Genomic DNA, 18,910 nt, shown 5'->3' on the forward strand with positions numbered 1-18,910 from the left:
TCTAGACCAACTGCCACTTATCACGTTCAAGGCGATTGATCTCCTCGTCCAGCTTGTCTGGTACCGCACCTAAACGCTGTTGCAAAGGTTCCGCCGATAACGCCGCGATCTGTCGAACAGTCTTCCCGGATAGCTCGCGCCTCAGCGTGCCGTACCACGGCTTGGTTTGGACGTTGGCCAAATCTGGATCTGGCACAACGTTCACATACTCAATGGGATCGGTGATCCGATCTCGGAGCGTGGCGCGTTTCGCGACTCGCTGGGACTTACCGTCTTCGAGTTCGGCTCTGCGTAGTACCGCGACTCCTGAACGCCATTCACTAATCCGTTCGAGGCGGATCGCTCGCCGCAACCGCCTTTGCTCGATGCCCCAGTTGGCCCAGGGCGCGACCAGGGAGCCGATAGCGCCGGTAGCGAGGCCAGCGCCCCCACCAATTAGGGCTACGACGATCTCTAATGCCACGCGTCAAAGTCTCTCAGTCAGGCCCAACGGCGCCAGGTTTGCGCGGTTCTAGGGCGTGTCCTGGGAGCACAGTTGGTCCTGTTGGAGCGCTCTCACGATCAGCTGGTCAGAGGACATTATCCACAACAACCGACAGTGCTTCACAACCGGAAACCCCAGTGACACGTTCCGGTTGAACGTCTGTGCGGGCCGATACAAATGGGGCCCCCGTTGGCTGCGAGGCTGCTTGTGTTGAGGTTTCCGATGCCGCCACGGTCGTCCAGCCGTGGTCTATTAGGGACGGGCAAATCGGGTGGCCACGTCGTCACTATGGCTAGCGATCAGAGCAGTGTCTGGCCCATCGTTTATTCACCGATAATGACCGCGAAACACTGAGAACCGACCAATCTACTAGGTTGCATGCAGCGCGAAAGTTCTTGGCGCGCAACCAATAACTGGGTGTAATCGGAATCGTCCGGATCAGCTGTCCGAGAATCCGTTGATCGCGGGTTCTCGTTCCAAACGTTTCCTCATACCTCCATGCGCCGCGCTAAGCGACGCAAGTCCGTCAACCGCCGAAGTCTGGGCAATAGGCGCTGATAGCCGCGTCGACCATGGCAGTGGCCGCGCCGAGCGTCCCGTTGACTGTGTTCTGCATCGTCGTTGTGATGGCGAGGTCTCTGCTTTCGTCGCCATTCCGTAGGTGGACACAAAGTTCGCGAGCCGTGGCAGTCATTAGCGCAGGATCGCGAATGATCATCCCCGGAATTTCAGATACCAGGCCGAGGAAGTAGGTGTCGGCGTCGGGTGGCGGCGCGGCAGCACCCGCGAGTGTGGAGTGCGACGAATCGCAGGGACACCACTCTGCTACACCGTCGTGGTGGGAGCACGTACCACTCCGGGTCACGCTGTGGGAATAGAGCCCATCTCCACACTCGGCGGTTGCGCCGACTGGGTTGTCATCGACTCCCTCGACGCATTCACCCGTCCTCTTGCTCCTGTAGTCGCACGGCGATTGTGGAAGTGGGAACCAAGCCGTTACGAATCGACCAGGTGGCGCTGGAAAGCTAGCCGCACTAGCCGCTGACACTGGATCAACGGTCGTCATGGCGATGGCTACGCCGACCAAGACGGCCCGGACCAACATGCTCCAAACCTCCCTATTCGGAGACCGTGTTCGCGACACTGCCTGAGTCGTCGGTCGGAGCGTATTCCTGAGCGGGGTTATTCACACCGGGAATTGTGAAAATCGTTTGGAGGGCGCACTGACTATGTCCTCGCGGGGCAACAATGCCCCCGCCGCCAGGTACGCAGACGGGTACGTTTTTTCTCCCAACGGCCGTCGCGAACAACCGTTGGGCATTGATGGAAACGCACTGTTTAGCAGCTAGTACGGCTAAATTGCCGTCACTAACCCACTTCAGCCATATCGCCTAGTCGTCGTCGTTCGGGACGAAGAGGTCAGGTGTCTACCCCGGTGTCACGACGTTGTCACTGCTGCAAACGCGGAGAGACATGCCGGGATCGCCTGCATCGACTTCCCAAGCTGAGTACGCGGGTTCGATTCCCGTCATCGGCTCCACAGCTCAGGCTGCGGCAGCCAGCGTCCGCGCTTAATTCACATGCTGGGCAGCGCGCCCGGGCACCGAATCTCTTCCTTGGTCGAGGCGACGCCACGGCGATCGGCGGGCCATGCGCAGTGTGGCCACAGAGCCGCGCGCGATGGCTAGTCCCGTTTGCTCGGCCCTACATAACGTTGGCGGCGTGATACGGCACCCACGGCGCGGCTGTCCATGCCGGCGCTAGGGCAACGACCGCTGCTAAGTCTCACCGCTGGCCACCATGCGGTCTTCCGCCGCGTCAACCGGGGGGCGAGGCAGTGAAGTTCGGTGTCGTCGAAGCGCCACTGCATAGCCGGTTCGGGCCGACGGCGGCGGCCGAAATGGGTTATCGGGTAGCCATGCTGACCGGTGCTGATTCGTACTGGCTGCCCGACCATCTCAATGCCTTTTTGCCGCGAGCGGTGATGACGCCGAAGTACAGCGGGATAGCCCGACTGGCGCCCGATGCGGACGCATTCCTGGAGCCGTGGACGACGCTCGGGCACCTCGCCGGCCGGCATCGTTTCAACCGGATGCGACTGGGCACCTGCGTGACCGACACCGGCCGGCGGAATCCGGCCGTGACGGCGCAGGCCGCGGCGACGCTGCACCTGATGACCCGGGGCCGCGCGGTCCTCGGGATCGGAACCGGGGAACGCGAAGGCAACGAGCCATATGGGGTGGACTGGTCCAAGCCGGTGGCCAGATTCGAGGAGGGGCTGGCGACGATCCGTGCGCTGTGGAACTCCAACGGGCAGTTGGTGAATCGAGATTCGGAATGGTTCCCCCTGCGCAACGCGATTTTCACCTTGCCTGCCGTCAAAGGCAACCGGCCGCAGATCTGGGTGGCCTCGCACGGACCGCGGATGTTGCGGGCGACGGGTCGCTACGCCGACGGGTGGTTCCCAGTGGCGATCGTTAGCCCGGAACGGTACGCAACCGGGTTGGAACAGGTTCGCGCGGCCGCCGACGACGCCAACCGGGATCCGTACTCCATCGTCGCCGCGATCACGCAGTTCGTCGTGACCGGGCGCAGTACGGCCGAGGTCGACGACGCCTTGGAGTCAGTGCCCGCCCGCACGTATGCCCTCCTTCTCCCGGATGTGGAATGGGCCGAGCACGGCGCCCGTCACCCGATGGGAGAGGGATGCACCGGATATCAGGACATCCTGCCGCAACTACTCGACGAGGCGACGACGCTCGCCCACATCGATGCGGTACCGCGGGCTTTGATGCGGCGATGCCTGCTCAGCGGAACACCTGACGAGGTCCTCGATCAGCTCGCCACCTACCGCGATCACGGTGTCCGGTATCCGACGCTGCTCAACATGAGCACCATCCAGCCCCAACTCAGTCGCGGGCTGTCCAGCGCGTTGCCCTTCATGAAGATCCTCCGCGGAATCGCGAGGCTGTGAAAGCACCGAACCTGGCTTGTCCCAACGGTTTTGCGCGCCCCTCAAGGGTGCCGACGCGTTGGCCTGCCCTACCCGGCTCAGCGATCCCGTGGCGGTGCCGCCCGACGCTTCAACTACACCCCGGCGTTGACCGGCGCGGGCGCCTGTGTCGTCGCCCCGGCGCGCCTGGTCAGGTAATCGACCTGGAGATAAATGGCGTAGAGGACGAAGACCGGCAGGATCATGTAGGGGACGTTCTCCCCGACCAGCTTGAACCACAGGCCGTAAGCGCCCTGGCCGATGTCGTTGAACCCGGTGCGGATTTCGCTGACGTAATAGACGAGGGTCCCGGTGAGCAGCACCGCGACGCCGAAGAACGTCAGCCAAAGACACTTGATCCGCGACTCGTCGGGTAAATCCTTGCGCAACAAACGAAGCCACACGATGGTGAGCATGATGCCGACGAGCACTGCGCCGAATTCCAGGCCGAAGATCCACGGATCGTCGCTGCGGTAGCGGGTATCGGCCAGGCCGTACTGCCACCACAGCCACCGCCACCCTGGGTCCGTGGTGGCGGTCCACAGGTTGAACGGGTGACCGAGCAAGAACGGTAACTCATAGGTCAGCTGGCTTCCCGCCGTCAGAGGGATGTAGATCAGTGTCAGCTCGGCCGCAAGCTGCAGACGGGATCGCTGCTCTCCCCTTCCCTTCCAGAACAGGATGAGCGGCAGCAGCAGCACCGGGATGCCGAAGATCAAATTCGCCGCCACATCCACCGTCAGCGTCGGGGGTAGCAGCCGGGTGGCCTCCGCAATGGTCATGAAGACGAAGACGACGCCGACGACCGTCAGCAGGCCTACGTAGGCGCGCTGACGGTGCGGTGCAAACGGACGAGCGAGGTCCGGTGATTCCATGACGCAACCTCTGATTCGACAGCCGGTGTCAAGTAGTTGATATCAGCCAGTTGACCATATTGCCGGCGCGATCCATCGTCAACAGCTCCGCTCGTCGCTTCGCTGGGAGCGCCCGTCCCGTCGCCAGGCCGCCGAACCAAACCTCCCGTTGTCAAAACGTGACCGTTGCGTGGCCGAATATCCACGTGCCCTTGCGCTTTCGCAGGTCAGACGCCATTTATCATCCCTATTGCAACGAGGTCAGTTAAAAGGGAATTGAGGCCATGCGGACCGGTGTTCGGTGTGTTCTTGGGGTCGTCGGGGTCGCTGCCGGAATGGTCGTAGCGCCGGCCGGTGTGGGCCTCGCGTCGGCCAACCTGTCGCATGGTCCTGCCATCGCGTCGGTTTCACCGGCGCGCGGCGAGGTCGTGGGCGTGGCGCATCCCGTGGTGGTGACGTTCCGTGGTCCGGTCACCGACCGGAGCGCGGCCGAGCGGGCGGTTGAGGTCAAGTCGACGCCCGCGATGACGGGCAAGTTCGAATGGCTCGACAACAAGGTCGTCCAGTGGGTGCCCGATCGATACTGGCCGGCGCACAGCACAATTGCGCTGACGGTGGGCCAGGCGACCTCGGAGATCAAAACCGGTCCCGCCGTCATCGGGGTGGCCAGCATCTCGCAGCACACGTTCACCGTGAGCATCGACGGGGCCGAGGCGGGACCGCCGACCCAACTCCCGGCGCCGCATCATCGCCCGCACTTCGGGGAGCAGGGCGTGATGCCGGCCTCGCTCGGCAGGCCGGAATACGCGACGCCGGTCGGCTCGTACACCGTGCTCTCGAAAGAGCCTGCGGTGACCATGGATTCGAGCAGCGTCGGCATCCCCGTCGACGACCCCAACGGCTACCTGCTCACGGTCAACTACGCCGTCCGCATCACCAACCGCGGACTGTTCGTGCACTCGGCCCCCTGGGCCGTCCAATCACTGGGGCTCGAGAACGTCAGCCACGGCTGCATCAGCCTGAGCCCCGATGACGCCGAGTGGTACTACAACCACGTCAACGTCGGCGACCCGGTGATCGTCCAGGACTAGCGCCTCAGTCAGACCGGGCTGCGTCGAGCGGCCCTCGCAAACGAAGCTCCGCACCCACATGCAAGACGGGTGCGGAGCTTCGATTGTGTTGGGGCACGTAACGGAACGGGCCCGCTGGTAGGAACCAGCGGGCCCGCACACGTTCGGGCTCAGCTCGCGGGGCCCGGGCGAATCGGCTGACCGGACGTCGGCCCGCCGGCGGGCGCCGGGCCGGTCGGCGCGTCCTTCACCCCGGCCATGTCGATGATCGGAGCGGCCGCCTCCAAGGGAGCACCCGCCACCGGCCCGCCCAGGGCGATCAGCGGCGCACCGGCGGGCACCACCGGCACCGGCGGCACGACCGGCACGGGCGGCGCGAGCGGCAGTGGCGGCACGATCGGCACCGGAGCACCGAGCGGCACCGGTCCGGGCACGGCCATGGGCACGCCGGACATGTCAGTGAGCGGCGCCGCGCACATGTCCGCCGGCGCGCCCGCGGCCACGGGACCTCCGGCGGCCGGCGCCGCATCGCCCGCTTGCCCCTGGATGCACGCGTGGCCGCCCGTTATCAGCGGGGCGGCCGCCGCGTCGGGGCTCAACGCTATAGCTGCTCCGCACAACCCAGCGCCGGCAACTACTTTCATGTTGAACCGATCGACGATCGCCATCAGCGCCAACTCTCCTTCATTCACGCTCAGCTATTTCCGCAATCAATCAGTGCAGCAGGCCCGCCTAGCCGTACCGAGGCCGTCCTTCACGACCGGGCCAATTGTCAGCAGCCGACACGCGACACGAGCCACGCCGCACCGCGCCGTTTCCAAATGGTGACGTCACAACGCTGTCACGAATCGGAACACCGCCGACGGACATCGCTGACCTGCGCCGACACGCATGCGTTCTGGGGCTTCTCCCGGGGTCGGCCGCCGACTTCGAATCCCGCGGACTTTATTTACCCGCAGGTCATTCACAGGGAATTTTTGATGCACAAAGTCTGTCCAGGAGGTTACATAGAAGTGAACACCGTGAGAGCAACCGTTGACAGACAGAGGGGAAGGGCATATGTCACCACGTCGTCTAGCTGGCGGTTTCATCGCCTCGGCGCTGTTCGGTGCCCCGCTTCTCGCCGGCCTCGTCTGGGCCAGCCCCGCGCAGGCCGACGCGGCCAGCTTTCTCAATGACATGCACAAGGACGGGATCCACGCCGTGACCGGCGGCGACGCCGCACTCCTGGAGGCGGGCCTGAACATCTGCCAGCAAATTTCCTGGGGCGCCCCGCCCGCGCAGCTCGAGGGCCTGGCGCTGCAGCGCTCCGACGAACGACAGGGAGCCGGCGGCCTCAGCCCCCAGCAGGCCGGCGACATCGTCGTCTTCGCCATGCGCGATCTGTGCCCAAGCTAGCCACGCCGAGCTGAGTCCTCGCACACCGCGCGCGCAGCCGCGCGGCCAGTCTTCGCCGACTATTCATCCTCCGGATCTCCCGCGCGGCGGTCCATGCACTTTTGTGTAAAGGTGCATCATCCGCATCGCGCAAAGACACAAGGAGAACGTGGGATGGCGGCACGCAGGCTGCACGGCCGGTTCATCGGAGCGGCGCTGACGTTGGGTCCACTTCTGATCTCGGGAATTGCCTGGGCCGGCCCGGCGCGCGCCGACCAGGCCGCCTTCCTCAACGACCTGCACAACGCCGGGATCCACGCCGTCGACGGCGGCGACGACGCGCTGTTGCAGATGGGCGCGGACCTGTGTCAGCAGCTTTCGTGGGGCGCTTCGCCGCAGCAGCTGGAGCTGCTCGCGCTGCAGCGCTCCGATGCCGACCAGGGCTCCGGCGGGATCAACGGCCGCCAGGCCGCCGACGTGGTGATCTTCGCCCTGCGCGACCTATGCCCCAACGCCTAGCAATCAGCTAGCCGCAGCGGACTCCGCGCTAAGGTGACACTCGAGTGAAGCTGAACGCACGGAACCTGACCGGTCTCGACATCCCCGTCCCGACCTATGACCGCAGCCAAATCGGCATCGGCATAGCGCATTTCGGTGTCGGCGGCTTTCACCGCGCCCACCAGGCTATGTACATCGACCGGCTGCTCAACGCCGGGCTCGCGCGGGACTGGGGCATCTGCGGTGTCGGCGTGCTGCCGGGCGACCAACAGATGCGCGACGCGCTGCGCGACCAGGACCACCTGTACACGCTGACCCTCGAACACCCCGACGGCACGCGGGAACCGCGGGTCATCGGCTCCATCGTCGACTTCCGTTATGCGCCTGAGGATCCCGACGCGGTCATCGAACTGCTCGCCGCCCCGGCAACCCGGATCATCTCACTCACCATCACCGAGGGCGGCTACCAGCCGCCCCTGAGCGCGGTGTTCGGGTTGGTGACTGAGGCGTGCGACCGGCGCCGGACGCGCGGCCTGCCCTCCCCCACCGTCGTGTCCTGCGACAACATCGTCGGCAACGGGGGCACGGCGCGGCGCGCATTCACGTCCTACGCACAGCGCACCAATCCCGAACTCGCACAGTGGATGAACCAGAAGACACGCTTTCCCAACTCGATGGTCGACCGGATCACGCCCGTGACCACGCCGGACGTGGCCGAGCGGTTAGAGGCCGAATACGGCGTGCGCGACGCCCGGCCCGTGGTGGCCGAGCCGTTCGCCATGTGGGCGATCGAGGACGACTTCGCCGACGGGCGCCCACCCCTGGACCAGGCCGGTGTGCAGCTGGTCGACGACGTCGCCCCGTACGAGGCCATGAAATTGCGGTTGCTCAATGCCGGCCATCAGGGCCTGTGCTACTTCGGATACCTGGTCGGATACCGCCTGGTGCACGAGGCCGCCCAGGATCCGGTGATCGCCGAATTCCTGGCCCGCTACCTGGATTCGGAGGCCATGCCGACGCTGACACGAATCCCGGGGCTGACCGAGTTCCGCAACCAACTACTTCCCCGGTTCGCCAACGCCTACGTGCGCGACACGGTCGCCCGGCTGTGCGCCGACTCCTCGGACCGCATCCCGAAATGGCTGCTGCCGGTCGTGCACGACAATCTGCGCACCGGCGGTCCGGTGCGGCTGTCCGCGGCGATCGTCGCGAGCTGGGCCCGCTACGCCGAGGGCGTCGACGAACAGGGCCAACCGATCGAGGTGATCGACCGGCTGTCCGACACGTTGGTGCCGCTCGCCCGCTCGCAACGCGAAGACCAGGACGCGTTTCTGGCCAACCGCCCGGTGTTCGGCGACCTCATCGACGCCCCGCGCTTCCGCGACGCCTACCGGAGGGCCCTGGACTGCCTGCACCGCCGCGGCGCGCGCGCCACGCTGCGGGACCTGGTCGGGGACGACGCGTCATGACGCTGGTCGCCGGGATCGACTCCTCGACGCAATCCTGCAAGGTGCTGGTGTGCGACGCCGAGACCGGAGCGGTGGTCCGCGAGGGCCAGGCCGGCCACCCTAGCGGGACCGAAATCGACCCGCGCGCTTGGGAATCCGCCGCGCGAGACGCCGTTGCGAACGCGGGCGGGCTGGATGGCGTCGATGCTGTGGCCGTCGGCGCGCAGCAGCACGGCATGGTGTGCCTGGACGAAACCGGCGCGGTGGTGCGGCCCGCGCTGCTGTGGAACGACGTGCGCTCGGCCGACGCCGCGCACGCCCTCGTGCGCGAGCTGGGCGGGGCGCGCGCGTGGGCCCAAGCCGTCGGCGTCGTGCCGCTGGCCGCGATCACCGTGGCGAAGTTGCGCTGGCTCGCCGACCACGAGCCGCGCCACGCGGACCGCACCGCGGCGGTCTGCCTGCCCCACGACTGGCTGACGTGGCGGTTGCGCGGTGACGCCGACATCGCGGGGCTGACCACCGATCGCAGCGACGCCAGCGGCACCGGCTACTACGACGCCGCCACCGGCGACTACCGCCTCGATCTGCTGGAACTGGCGCTGCGCGGCCGACGTCCGCGGCTGCCCACCGTGCTGGGCCCATCCGACGGGACAAGCAGTGGCACAACACTATTCGGTGCGGGCCTGGGCGACAACGCCGCCGCGGCGCTGGGCCTGGGCGCCGAAGAGGGCGACGTGATCGTCTCGATCGGCACGTCGGGGGTGGTGGCCGCGGTCACCGCGGATCCGGTCCGCGATGACGCGGGGTATGTCGCCGGATTCGCCGACGGCACCGGGCGCTACCTTCCGCTGGTGTGCACGCTCAACGGCGCGCGGGTGCTCGACGCCGCGGCCGCGATGCTGCGGGTCGACCACGACGAGCTGTCGACGCTCGCGCTGTCGGCGCCCCCGGGCAGCGAAGGTGTGGTCATGGTTCCCTACCTCGAAGGTGAGCGAACACCCAACCGGCCCAACGCAACCGGGGCATTGCACGGCCTGCGGGTCTCCAACGCGAACGCGGCCAACCTGGCCAGGGCCGCGGTTGAGGGACTGCTGTGCTCGCTCGCCGACGGCGTCGCGCATCTGGCCGCGAGCGGTGTCGTCGCGCGCCGCATCCTGCTGGTCGGCGGCGGCGCGCAATCCAGGGCGCTGCGCGAGATAGCGCCGGCGGTGTTCGGCATGCCGGTGCTGGCGCCCGCCCCGGCGCAGTACGTCGCGGCGGGCGCGGCGCGGCAGGCGGCCTGGGCGCTGAGCGGCTCGCCCCGGCCGCCTGCGTGGGAGCCGCCGCCGACGCACGAATACACCGCCGAACCCTCGCCCGAGGTGCCCGCCCGCTACGCGCGGGTGCGCGATCTCACCGAGGGGACCGCGCGTCGGGAAGCGGACGAAACACCGGAAGGATCCGGTATTTCGCGGTGAAGCGGGCCTGGTCGTATTTGTCCCCGACCTCGCCGTCGCGGGCAACGGTCGTGGGGCCGTCGACGGCGCTGAAGCTGAATTCGGGCACCTGCAACTCGTGGTAGAGCGGGCTGCGTTCCAGGCGGCCCAGCGCCAGCGCGGTCAGGATCCGGGTCCTGGCCCACGGCCGGCCCGCCTCCAGGATGCGGACATCGATCAGGCCGTCGTCCATGCGGGTCCGCCGCGCCGGCGCGAAACCGGTGGGCAGGTACAGCGAATTGCCCAGGAAGAACAGCGAAGTCAGCAGGGTCTTGTTGTCGTAACAGATGCGCACCGGCTCTTCCTTGCGCAGCGTGCGCAGCATCGCGTAAAGACCGGCCAGCGGCTTGCCGATGCGCTTCTCGAGCTTTTCGCGCCGCCGCACGAACGCCGGGTAGGCGCCGATGCTGGCGGTGTTGAGCACCATCTGAGAGTCGTTGAGGCACACCAGGTCCACGCACGCCACGCTGCCGCGCCGAATCGCGTCGACGGTCTCGGCCACGGTGTCGCAGCCGATGTCCTTGGCGAAGTGGTTGAACGTGCCGGCGGGGAAGACCGCCAGCGGGAGCCCGGCGTCGATGGCCACCCCGGCCGCGGCCGCCACCGTGCCGTCGCCACCGCCCACCGCGAGCACCTCGGCGCCGGCGGCCGCGCCACGCAAGACCTCGACGGGGTCGTCGTCGGGACCCAGCTCGCGGATGTCCACCTTCGGCAGCTCGGCGCGCACCTCGTCGAGCACGCGGGCCCCGGTGCCGCTGCCCGACTCCGGGTTGATGACCAGGACCACGCCGGCGCCGTCGGGCCGCGGCGGCGTCTCGACGCGCAGCGGTTCCGTTCGCGGAAGGGCGGTTTCGACGATCGGCGGCACGAGGCGGCCACCCAGCACGGCCAGGCCGGACCCGATCCCGAACCCGGCGACGACGTCGCCCGGGTAATGCGCGCCGGTCGCCACCCTCGACAGGCCCACCAGCCCGGCCAGCAGCGCCAGCCCGAAGCCCAGCGGCGGGTTCTCCAGGCCGACCCCGACGGCGAACGCGGCCGCGCTGGCCGAATGCCCCGACGGCAGGGAATTCGACGTCGGGCGGCGGCGGACCTGCCGGACGAGGGGCACCAAGTCATAGCCGGGACGCGGGCGCCGCCGGATGCGCTTGGCGAACTGGTTGGTGACCAGGCTGGTGGCGGCCAGCGTCACCAGCCCGCGGGTCGCGCCGCGCTGCGCGCTGTGCCTGCCGGTGGCCAGCAGGGCCGCGCCGATGGCCAGCCACAGCTTCGAATGGTCGGCCGCGCGCGTCAGCCGCGGCATGACCGTGTCCAGCAGCGGGGTGTCCGTCTCGGCGATCGCGTCGAACAGCTCGCGATCCAGCGTGCCGAGTCCTCGGGTGATCTGTTTGACGCCGCGCGCGCGTCGCCAGGGCCGCCTGTTCATTCGCTCCACCCTAACCATGGGTGACAATCGATCGGAAAGACATGGACGCACAGGGCTATTGCACGAGATGGCGGGAGAACGCCGAGCGCCGCGGCGTGCCCCCGCACGCGCTCGCCGAGATCAGCCGGCGCCACGACATCACGCGCGCCAGCTTCGTGGTCCTCGCGAGGATGCAAGAGATCAAGGACCCGGCCGGCCAATCCTTCTTCCTGCTGCCGCCCAGCGCCGGCGGGGGCGACGCCCGCGCGGCGGCGCTGATGACCTACATCCTGAACGCCGGCAGCGACTACGGCGCGGCGGGCAAGCGACCCACCGACTTCCCGGTCACCCCCCACTGCGCCGCCGAGGTGACCCGAATCCGCTTGCGGCAGCGGGCAAACGGCTGGAGCTACACCCGCGACGTCCCGTTCGTGCACCGCAACGGGGGGCGCCTGGTCACCACCCCCAACGGCATGCTGATGGGGTTGGGCGGCAACTGGATCCAGCGGCTGTTCAGCCAGCGGGGCGGCACCACGTGGGGCGACATCTTCATGGTGAACCTGGGCCGGCTCGACGACCCGGCAGAGCAGCTGCGCCGGGTCGTCGCCTCCGGGCACACCTGGTGCCTCGACGGGCACGGCGCGCCGCGCTGCACCCGGCTGGACCTGGACCGGGTGCTGCACCACGAAGAACGGCACGCGCAGCAATGGGCGGCCCGCGGCTATCTGGGCATGCTCACCGGCTACGGTCGGGAGTTGTTCCGCGAGTTGGCCTTTGGGGCGACCAACAGGCTCGAAGCCGACGCCGGCCTGGCCGACGGCGGCTACAGGGCGTGAATCCCGTGGTAGAGCACCATCGCGCCGATCACCACCAAGACGGCCGCGAGCAGGGCGGCGTTGTTGCGGTCCATCCAGTCCTTGAGGCGCGCCAGCGTGTCGTCGAGGCGGCTGCCGGCGGCCACGTAGGCCAGGATCGGGATCGCGACGCTTGAGGCCGCGATGGCGACGAAGAACGCGGCGGCCGCCCAGTCGCCGGCGACGCCGAGCCCGCTGGTGCCGATCCCCAATCCGGCCGGGACGCAGATGAGCGCCACGTCCGGGCGCACGAGGGCCAGCACCGCGCCGGTGATCCCGGCGCGCGCCGGGGTGATGTTGGCGAACGAGCGCATCCACGCCGGCGACTCGGATTGGTCGTTTCGGCGGAGCCACCGGTAAACGCCGAACGCGATCAGCGCCGCGCCCAGCACCACGCGCAGCCACGACGACCACCGCGGCGGCGCCTTGTCCAAGCCGCCGAGCAGCCCGGAGGCCGCGACGGCCAGCGCCGTCAGCACGGCCAGGCTGAGCAGCCAACCGCCCAGGAACGCCAGGCTGCTCGGCCGCGGCCGCGGCGCCTGCAGCACCAGCACCGCCGGGATGACCGTGAGCGGCGACAGCGAGATGACCAGTCCGAGCGGAACGAGCCCGGTCAGCACCGTGCCCCAGCTTCCTGCCATGGGCGGCATCCTCCCATTGCCGTGCCGAAGTGACGCCGAAACGCGCCGGAGTCGGCCGAACGCGGGTCAGGCCAGCGCGCGAATCCCGTTGTAGAGCACGATCAACCCGATCAGGAACAGGATCACGGCCAGCATCGCGTCGTGGTTGGCCTCCATCCAGGCCTTGAGACGTTCCAGCGTTCCCTCGAAGCGGTCACCCGAGCCGGCATAGGCCAGGATCGGGATCGCCACCGTCGACGCGGCGACGACGACGAAGATCGCGGCCGCGACCAACTCGCCGCCGGCGCTCAGGCTGCTGTTGCCGACGGCCAAACCCGCCGCCGCGCACAGGATGAGCACCTCGGGCCGCAGCGGCACCAGGACCGCCCCCACCACCCCGGCGCGCGCCGGGGAGAGCGTGGAAAACGACCGCATCCACCGCGGCATGCTGCGGTGGCGGTGCCGGGTGAACCAGTGGAACGCCGCCAGCGCGAGGAGCGCCACCCCGAAGACCAGGCGCACCCAGGACGCCCATTTCGGCGGGGTCGCATGGAAGCCGCTGAGCGCCTCCGAGCCGGCGACGAACGCCGCCGTGAAGGCGACCAGCCCCACCAGCCAGCCGCCGAGGAAGGCGAGACTGGCCGGGCGCGGCCGCGGCGCGTGCAGCACGAGCACCGCGGGGATGACCGTGATCGGTGACAGCGCAATGACGGCCGCCAGCGCGACGAGCTTGCTCAGGACCGAGGCCCAACTTGCGTCCACGGGCAGCAATCATCGCATTGCGCGGTGCGGTCAGGCTTTGCGGCGCAGCGTCCAGGCCGGCACCCAGTGCGTCACGGTCTTGCGCCGGGATCCGTAGGCGACGGGATAGGTCACCAGGCCCCACCAGTCGCCCTGCTCGCACAGGGCCCAGCAGCTCAGCCGGCCCTCGACGACCTTGTGCAGCTGCAGCCCGTTGGGCTGATAGCGCCCCGAGCGGTGCGGCTCACGCGGGAACAGCACCGTCAGGTCGACCAGGACGGCGATGGGCGGGCGGACCGCGCGAAACGGGTCACGGACCGGTTGGCCGTTGTACCCGATCGATGCGAGCCGTCCCATTGATCGATCATACGTTCGAATCAGGGGCCCGGTCGGCCGATCCTCCCGGGCCGTTCTGGCACCATAGCGATGTGTTCAGCCCCGGCGTGCTCGGCAGCCGCCGGCCTGCCGTGGCGGCCGCGCTGGACCCGTTGCACGTCGCGGCGCTGGCCGTCGCGGTGAGCATGGCCGGGGCCGCCCGGCCCTCCTTCTGGTACGACGAGGCCGCGACCATCTCGGCCTCCTACAGCCGTTCGCTGGCCCAGATGTGGCACATGCTGGGCAATGTCGATGCCGTCCACGGCCTGTACTACCTGCTCATGCACGGGTGGTTTCAGGTCTTTCCGGCCACCGAGTTCTGGTCGCGCGCGCCGAGTGGCCTGGCGGCGGGGGGCGCGGCCGCCGGCGTGGTGGTGCTGGGCAAGCAGTTCTCGTCGCGGACAGTCGCGATCGCCTCCGGCACGTTCTGCGCGATCCTGCCCCGCACCACGTGGGCGGGCATCGAGGCGCGGCCCTATGCCCTGTCGATGATGGCCGCGGTGTGGCTGACCGTCCTGCTCGTCCACGCCGCGCGCCGCGACACCCGGCGGTTGTGGCTGGGTTACGGTGTCGCGCTGGCCCTCTCGATCGTGCTCGACGCGTATATCGCGCTGCTGCTGGGGGCGTACGTCGTCTTCGTCGTCGTCTTCCACCGCGGCCGAACCGTGTTGGCGCGCTTCGCCATTGCCTCGGCCGTGGCGGTGGGTGCGGTGTTGCCGTTCCTGTTGACGGTGGCCGGCCAGGCGCACCAGATCAGCTGGGTCGCCCCGATCGGTCACCGCACCATCGAAGACGTGGTGATGCAACAGTATTTCGAGCGAAGCCCCCCGTTCGCCATCCTGGCGGCGCTGCTGATGTGTGCGGCGATTGTGTTGTGGCTCAGCGGGTCCGCGCGGCTGGCGCCATCGGAGCGGCAGCTGTTGGTGCTCGCGGCGGGGTGGCTGGCCATTCCCACCGCCGCGATCCTGACCTATTCGGTGCTGGTGCACTCGATCTACACGCCGCGCTACCTGTCGTTCACCGCGCCCGCGATGGCGCTGATCCTGGGGGTCTGCGGCGGCGCGGTGGCCGCCAGGCCCTGGGTCACCGCGGCGCTGGTCGGCCTGTTCGCCGTGGCGGCGGCGCCGAATTATGTTCGGGCGCAGCGCAACCCGTACGCCAAATACGGGATGGACTACAGCCAGGTGGCCGACCTGATCACCGCGCGGGCCGCGCCGGGCGACTGCCTGCTGGTGAACGACACGGTGACGTTCATGCCGGCCCCCATGCGCCCGTTGCTGGCGGCTCGCCCGGATGCCTATCGCAAGCTGGTCGACCTGACGCTGTGGCAGCGCGCGACCGACCGCAACGACGTCTTCGACACCAACCTCATCCCTGAGGTCGTCGCCAAGCCGTTGAGCCACTGCGGCGTGGTCTGGATCATCACCCAGGCCGACCCGTCACAGCCGGCGCACGAGCGGGGCGCCGCGCTGCCGCCGGGCCCCCGCTACGGGCCGACCCCGGCGTTCGCGGTGCCGCACGACCTGGGCTTCCGGCTGGTCGAGCGGTGGCAGTTCAACCTGGTTCAGGTGCTCAAAGCCACGAAATGACGGCTACCAGATGCGCAGGTAGTCCACCAGCATGGACGCCGGGAAGACACCCGCGGCGGGGTCACCGGCGCCCACCCCGCCGACGGCGAGCGTGAACATCGGGGTCATCCAGTAGCCGGGGTTGTTGAACGGCCACCGGAAGTCGTCGGGCGCGCCGCCGGCGACGTGGATGGGCTTGTTGGGCACCTTGTAGTACTGCGCCCCGTCCCGGAAGAACTCGAATCCCTCTTCGCCCCAGTGCATTCGCCACGTGTGCCAGTTGCCGTCGACCAGACCGGGAATCGACCTGCCCTCCCAGGTCTTCCCGTTGGACGCCGCGTGGACCGTGGTGCCGGGGGCCCAGTCGCCGTTGCCGTACCACTCGAAGATGTCGACCTCGCCGTCGGGCAGCGGGTCCTCGTTGACACCCCAGAACGACGGCCACAGGCCGGGGAACAAGCAGTCCAGCTTGATCCGCGCCTCCCAGGTCTGGTTGATCATGCTGCGGAAGTTGCCGCGCAGCTTGCCGCTGTAGTAGGTGTTGCTCATCAGATCGTGGGTTGCGCACAGGACGAGGTTGGAATTGCCGTCCTGGAACACGTTTTGGCGATCGTCGCGGTAGATCCCCTCCACGGGCGGGAACACGTCGTCCTGCCAGGTCTGAATCGTCCACTTGCCGGGATCGGGAGGCGAGCCGGCCGGCCCGTCGAACTCGTCGGCGAAGATGTAGGGCCCGCCGCCGGCGGCCGGCGGCGCCTGCGGCGCCGGCGGGGTGGCCCAGGCACCCGGCAAGCGCATCGCAGCCCCCAGCATGCCGAGCCCCGAGATCAACATCATGCTGCGACGATCCATCTACAAACCACCCATCGTTGAAAGCCGGCACGTCAAGCCCGGCGCGCTCTCCCCAGGCAACTCTCGCAAACGGTGTTATAACACCACGCGGTGGGGGTGCGGCGCATCCCGCGGCCTCAGCGCGCGCCGGGTTCGCTGATTTTGACCAGCGTCTTGCCGACGTTGACGCCGGTGAACAGGCCGTTGAGGGCGTCGACACACGACTCGATGCCCTCAAAGATGGTCTGCCGGTGGTGAAGTCGGCCCTGCGCCTCCCAGCCGCGCAGCGCGGCGAACGCCTCGTCGAAGCGGCCCCACTGGTCCAGCGCGTTGAAGCCCTGCATCAGCGCGGTCTTGGACAACAGGTTCACGTAGTTCGCCGGCCCCGGGTGGTCGCCGGTCAGGTAGCTGGAGATGACGCCGCACAGCACCACCCGCGCGCGGGGGGCCAGCCGGCCCAGCACGGCGTTGAGGATGGGCCCGCCGACGTTGTCGAAGTAGACGTCCACCCGTTGCGGGCAATGCTTTTTGAGCGCCGCGACGATGTCGTCGTTCTTGTAGTCGATGCACGCGTCGAACCCGAAGTCCTCCACCACCGCCCGGCATTTCTGCGGGCCGCCCGCGATGCCCACCACCCGGGCGCCGGCGATCTTGGCGATTTGCCCGGCCACCGATCCGGTGGCCCCCGCGGCCGCCGACACCACCACCGTCTCCCCGGGCTGCGGTCGGCCGATGTCGGTCATCCCGAAATAGGCGGTGGCGCCGGTCGGCCCGTACACCGACATGATCGCCAGCTGGTCGTCCTCGCCCGGGATCGGCGTGCTGAACAGGTCGTCGCGGATGATCACGTATTCCTGAAACCCGGTCAGCGTCGTGACGACGTCGCCGACGGCGAACGCGTCACACCGCGACGCGACCACCTCGCCGATGCCGGCCGCGCGGATGACCTCACCCAGCTGCACCGGCGGAAGGTAGCTGGGCTGGTCGTCGAGCCAGGTGCGGGCGGCCGCGTCGATGCCGACGTAGGTGGTGCGCAGCAGCGCCTCCCCCTCGGCGGGTTCGGGCGCGGGCGCGGTGACCATTTCCGTGTCGTCGGGCCGGACCAGCCCCGACGGGCGACGACGCAACAACACCTGGCGGTTCGGCAAATCGGGCACGATCCCCAAAACTACCGAACGGGCCGAAAACGCAGAAGCGAATGGCATATTCAATGCATGGCAGCAAACGATGACCCGGAAGAGCGGATCCGGGAACTCGAGCGCCCGCTCGCCGAGTCGGCGTGGGCCTTAGACCAGGGCAGCTCCGCGTCCGCCGGCCAGGCCCATCCGCCGCCGACCCAGGGCGCCACGGCACCGCCGCCGGCGTGGACCTACGGCGGCCCGGTCACCGGACCGCCGCCGCCGAGCCCCTCGGGCAACCGCGTGTGGTGGATCCTCGGCACCGTCATCGTGATCGGTGTGATCGCGCTCGCGGGAGGCATCGCCGCCTTTGCCGCACACCAGATTTCCGGCGTGAAGTCATTCATCACCTCGCCGCCGAGCGTTTCGACGAGTCCCGCCCCGTCGGCCTCGCGGCGAGCAGCGCCGTCGACCTCACCCGCCCCGCCGCGCGGCGCCCGGCTCAGCGTCGCGGGCATCAACGAGAGCCGGACCATCGCCTGCAACGACAACATGGTCAGCGTCAGCGGTGTGTCCAACACGGTGACGATCACCGGGCATTGCGCCAGCCTCTCGGTCTCCGGGGTGCAGAACGCGGTCACCATCGAGGCCGCCGACGCCATCACCGCGTCGGGCTTCAACAACAAGGTGACCTACCACTCGGGCACGCCGAAGATCAGCAACTCCGGCGACTCGAACGTCGTCACCCAGGGCTGAGCCGAAAACGACTGCTACGCAGTCTCTTCGGAGTCGTCGTCGAGGACGCTGACCGCGATGCCATAGGGCAGGAACCGCACCTTGCGTTTCGGGTCGAGGTTGTCCTTGTTCGCGCGCAGGGCGTCGAGCTCGGTCGCGTAGACCTGTTCGACGCGCGCGCCGCCGCCGTCGTCCACGGTGTAGATGGCCCACACGCCCTCGCCGGCCTCGCCGGCGGTCTCTGGCGCGGGCGGGGTCGCCGCGACATGTCCTCGAAGATCGTCGACCAGCCCGACCTGCCACCGGGAGCGGCGACGAACCTGCTGACGCGCTCGAACACGTCGCGCAGCCCTTCGCTGCCTTCGCGGATCATGCGATCGAATTCGTCCGGGTCGAATCCGAACCCACCGTGCTCGCCCATCCGACCTCCTCGCCAGCGCGTGCCGTCATTGCCAGTGTGCGCTC

Annotated in this window: 19 protein-coding genes and 1 pseudogene; 9 read left to right on the top strand and 11 right to left on the bottom strand. The window is 68.4% G+C overall.

Annotated elements, in window-relative coordinates; translation table 11 throughout:
* Position 1: 1 nt before the first annotated feature.
* Both OCU_RS51220 and OCU_RS51940 read right to left on the bottom strand, forming a co-directional pair.
* Complete coding sequence (locus OCU_RS51220; RefSeq protein ID WP_148278286.1) at positions 2–463, bottom strand: hypothetical protein; 462 nt, start codon at positions 461–463, stop codon at positions 2–4.
* Between the two features lie 547 nt (positions 464–1,010).
* A complete protein-coding gene (locus OCU_RS51940; protein ID WP_080587952.1) occupies positions 1,011–1,589 on the bottom strand; it encodes a DUF3761 domain-containing protein in 579 nt (192 codons plus the stop codon).
* 732 nt (positions 1,590–2,321) lie between these two features.
* On the opposite strand from OCU_RS51940, the gene OCU_RS47950 reads away from it, so the two are divergent.
* On the top strand, positions 2,322–3,458 hold the full coding sequence (locus tag OCU_RS47950) for an LLM class flavin-dependent oxidoreductase (RefSeq protein WP_009955570.1): 1,137 nt from the start codon (positions 2,322–2,324) through the stop codon (positions 3,456–3,458).
* Positions 3,459–3,571: 113 nt separating this feature from the next.
* Here the strand turns inward: OCU_RS47950 and OCU_RS47955 are convergent, their stop codons facing one another.
* Positions 3,572–4,351: a hypothetical protein gene (locus tag OCU_RS47955; protein WP_014381338.1), complete on the bottom strand. Its 780-nt coding sequence runs from the start codon at positions 4,349–4,351 to the stop codon at positions 3,572–3,574.
* Positions 4,352–4,614: 263 nt separating this feature from the next.
* Here OCU_RS47955 and OCU_RS47960 point away from each other — a divergent pair, with 263 nt between their 5' ends.
* Positions 4,615–5,421 carry a L,D-transpeptidase gene (locus OCU_RS47960; RefSeq protein ID WP_014943058.1) on the top strand — a complete coding sequence of 269 codons (807 nt, stop codon included), beginning with the start codon at positions 4,615–4,617 and terminating at the stop codon, positions 5,419–5,421.
* A 149-nt stretch (positions 5,422–5,570) separates the two neighbouring features.
* Here the strand turns inward: OCU_RS47960 and OCU_RS47965 are convergent, their stop codons facing one another.
* The gene (locus OCU_RS47965) at positions 5,571–6,068 is read right to left on the bottom strand and encodes a hypothetical protein (RefSeq protein ID WP_041787231.1); all 498 of its coding nucleotides are present in this window, start codon (positions 6,066–6,068) and stop codon (positions 5,571–5,573) included.
* A gap of 391 nt (positions 6,069–6,459) precedes the next feature.
* Between OCU_RS47965 and OCU_RS47970 the strand changes: the two genes are divergently transcribed.
* From OCU_RS47970 to OCU_RS47985, 4 genes are all read left to right on the top strand, one after another.
* Positions 6,460–6,798 carry a DUF732 domain-containing protein gene (locus OCU_RS47970; RefSeq protein WP_008261601.1) on the top strand — a complete coding sequence of 113 codons (339 nt, stop codon included), beginning with the start codon at positions 6,460–6,462 and terminating at the stop codon, positions 6,796–6,798.
* A 153-nt stretch (positions 6,799–6,951) separates the two neighbouring features.
* Complete coding sequence (locus tag OCU_RS47975) at positions 6,952–7,296, top strand: DUF732 domain-containing protein (protein WP_008261604.1); 345 nt, start codon at positions 6,952–6,954, stop codon at positions 7,294–7,296.
* Between the two features lie 44 nt (positions 7,297–7,340).
* Positions 7,341–8,744, top strand: a complete 1,404-nt coding sequence (locus tag OCU_RS47980) for a mannitol dehydrogenase family protein (protein WP_014381341.1) — start codon at positions 7,341–7,343, stop codon at positions 8,742–8,744.
* Positions 8,741–10,180: an FGGY family carbohydrate kinase gene (locus OCU_RS47985; RefSeq protein ID WP_041787116.1), complete on the top strand. Its 1,440-nt coding sequence runs from the start codon at positions 8,741–8,743 to the stop codon at positions 10,178–10,180. Before OCU_RS47980 ends, OCU_RS47985 begins: the two co-directional genes overlap by 4 nt.
* Here OCU_RS47985 and OCU_RS47990 read toward each other — a convergent pair.
* The gene (locus OCU_RS47990) at positions 10,116–11,624 is read right to left on the bottom strand and encodes a bifunctional phosphatase PAP2/diacylglycerol kinase family protein (RefSeq protein WP_041787118.1); all 1,509 of its coding nucleotides are present in this window, start codon (positions 11,622–11,624) and stop codon (positions 10,116–10,118) included. The two genes, OCU_RS47985 and OCU_RS47990, sit on opposite strands and share 65 nt — an antisense overlap.
* A 41-nt stretch (positions 11,625–11,665) precedes the next feature.
* Here OCU_RS47990 and OCU_RS47995 point away from each other — a divergent pair, with 41 nt between their 5' ends.
* A complete protein-coding gene (locus OCU_RS47995) occupies positions 11,666–12,439 on the top strand; it encodes a hypothetical protein (RefSeq protein WP_014381343.1) in 774 nt (257 codons plus the stop codon).
* Here OCU_RS47995 and OCU_RS48000 read toward each other — a convergent pair.
* The 3 genes from OCU_RS48000 to OCU_RS48010 all read right to left on the bottom strand — a co-directional run bounded on the left by OCU_RS48000 (position 12,427) and on the right by OCU_RS48010 (position 14,175).
* Positions 12,427–13,098 (bottom strand): GAP family protein, encoded by a 672-nt coding sequence (locus tag OCU_RS48000; protein ID WP_014381344.1) that lies wholly within the window; start codon positions 13,096–13,098, stop codon positions 12,427–12,429. The two genes, OCU_RS47995 and OCU_RS48000, sit on opposite strands and share 13 nt — an antisense overlap.
* A gap of 66 nt (positions 13,099–13,164) precedes the next feature.
* Positions 13,165–13,839, bottom strand: a complete 675-nt coding sequence (locus tag OCU_RS48005) for a GAP family protein (RefSeq protein WP_009956082.1) — start codon at positions 13,837–13,839, stop codon at positions 13,165–13,167.
* 30 nt (positions 13,840–13,869) lie between these two features.
* Complete coding sequence (locus tag OCU_RS48010; RefSeq protein WP_008261617.1) at positions 13,870–14,175, bottom strand: hypothetical protein; 306 nt, start codon at positions 14,173–14,175, stop codon at positions 13,870–13,872.
* A 71-nt stretch (positions 14,176–14,246) separates the two neighbouring features.
* On the opposite strand from OCU_RS48010, the gene OCU_RS48015 reads away from it, so the two are divergent.
* Positions 14,247–15,782 (top strand): glycosyltransferase family 39 protein, encoded by a 1,536-nt coding sequence (locus OCU_RS48015; protein ID WP_014381345.1) that lies wholly within the window; start codon positions 14,247–14,249, stop codon positions 15,780–15,782.
* A gap of 3 nt (positions 15,783–15,785) precedes the next feature.
* Here the strand turns inward: OCU_RS48015 and OCU_RS48020 are convergent, their stop codons facing one another.
* Both OCU_RS48020 and OCU_RS48025 read right to left on the bottom strand, forming a co-directional pair.
* A complete protein-coding gene (locus tag OCU_RS48020) occupies positions 15,786–16,613 on the bottom strand; it encodes a glycoside hydrolase family 16 protein (protein ID WP_009956078.1) in 828 nt (275 codons plus the stop codon).
* Positions 16,614–16,729: 116 nt separating this feature from the next.
* The gene (locus OCU_RS48025; RefSeq protein ID WP_026071147.1) at positions 16,730–17,749 is read right to left on the bottom strand and encodes an NADP-dependent oxidoreductase; all 1,020 of its coding nucleotides are present in this window, start codon (positions 17,747–17,749) and stop codon (positions 16,730–16,732) included.
* Positions 17,750–17,806: 57 nt separating this feature from the next.
* Here OCU_RS48025 and OCU_RS48030 point away from each other — a divergent pair, with 57 nt between their 5' ends.
* Positions 17,807–18,466 (top strand): DUF3060 domain-containing protein, encoded by a 660-nt coding sequence (locus OCU_RS48030; protein ID WP_014381347.1) that lies wholly within the window; start codon positions 17,807–17,809, stop codon positions 18,464–18,466.
* Positions 18,467–18,480: 14 nt separating this feature from the next.
* Here OCU_RS48030 and OCU_RS48035 read toward each other — a convergent pair.
* A pseudogene (locus OCU_RS48035) lies at positions 18,481–18,866 on the bottom strand (hypothetical protein).
* Positions 18,867–18,910 lie beyond the last annotated feature (44 nt).

The organism is Mycobacterium intracellulare ATCC 13950 (assembly GCF_000277125.1).
Classification (GTDB): Bacteria; Actinomycetota; Actinomycetes; order Mycobacteriales; family Mycobacteriaceae; genus Mycobacterium; species Mycobacterium intracellulare.